Consider the following 1,206-nt stretch of genomic DNA (forward strand, 5'->3'; position numbering starts at 1 on the left):
ACACAGTGGACGCGAGCAACTGAGGACAAGCCCTCGGCCTATTAGTACCAGTCAACTCCACCGGTCACCCGGCTTCCATATCTGGCCTATCAACCCAGTCGTCTACTGGGAGCCTTACCCCATCAAGTGGGTGGGAGCCCTCATCTCGAAGCAGGCTTCCCGCTTAGATGCTTTCAGCGGTTATCCCTCCCGAACGTAGCCAACCAGCCATGCCCTTGGCAGGACAACTGGCACACCAGAGGTTCGTCCGTCCCGGTCCTCTCGTACTAGGGACAGCCCTTCTCAAGACTCCTACGCGCACAGCGGATAGGGACCGAACTGTCTCACGACGTTCTAAACCCAGCTCGCGTACCGCTTTAATGGGCGAACAGCCCAACCCTTGGGACCGACTCCAGCCCCAGGATGCGACGAGCCGACATCGAGGTGCCAAACCATCCCGTCGATATGGACTCTTGGGGAAGATCAGCCTGTTATCCCCGGGGTACCTTTTATCCGTTGAGCGACGGCGCTTCCACAAGCCACCGCCGGATCACTAGTCCCGACTTTCGTCCCTGCTCGACCCGTCGGTCTCACAGTCAAGCTCCCTTGTGCACTTACACTCAACACCTGATTGCCAACCAGGCTGAGGGAACCTTTGGGCGCCTCCGTTACCCTTTAGGAGGCAACCGCCCCAGTTAAACTACCCACCAGACACTGTCCCTGATCCGGATCACGGACCCAGGTTAGACATCCAGCACGACCAGAGTGGTATTTCAACAATGACTCCACACTGACTGGCGTCAGCGCTTCACAGTCTCCCACCTATCCTACACAAGCCGAACCGAACACCAATATCAAGCTGTAGTAAAGGTCCCGGGGTCTTTCCGTCCTGCTGCGCGAAACGAGCATCTTTACTCGTAATGCAATTTCACCGGGCCTATGGTTGAGACAGTCGAGAAGTCGTTACGCCATTCGTGCAGGTCGGAACTTACCCGACAAGGAATTTCGCTACCTTAGGATGGTTATAGTTACCACCGCCGTTTACTGGCGCTTAAGTTCTCAGCTTCGCCCCGACGAATCAGAGCTAACCGGTCCCCTTAACGTTCCAGCACCGGGCAGGCGTCAGTCCGTATACATCGCCTTACGGCTTCGCACGGACCTGTGTTTTTAGTAAACAGTCGCTTCTCGCTGGTCTCTGCGGCCACCACCAGCTCAAGGAGCACGTCC

General features: G+C 56.7%; 1 rRNA gene (only partly in view). It reads right to left on the reverse strand.

Annotated elements, in window-relative coordinates:
* Nucleotides 1-21: 21 nt before the first annotated feature.
* Nucleotides 22-1,206 (reverse strand): 23S ribosomal RNA (locus ABZ562_RS40990) (it continues 1,791 nt past the right edge of the window).

The sequence above is a fragment of the Streptomyces sp. NPDC019937 genome, from assembly GCF_040631655.1.
Classification (GTDB): Bacteria; Actinomycetota; Actinomycetes; order Streptomycetales; family Streptomycetaceae; genus Streptomyces.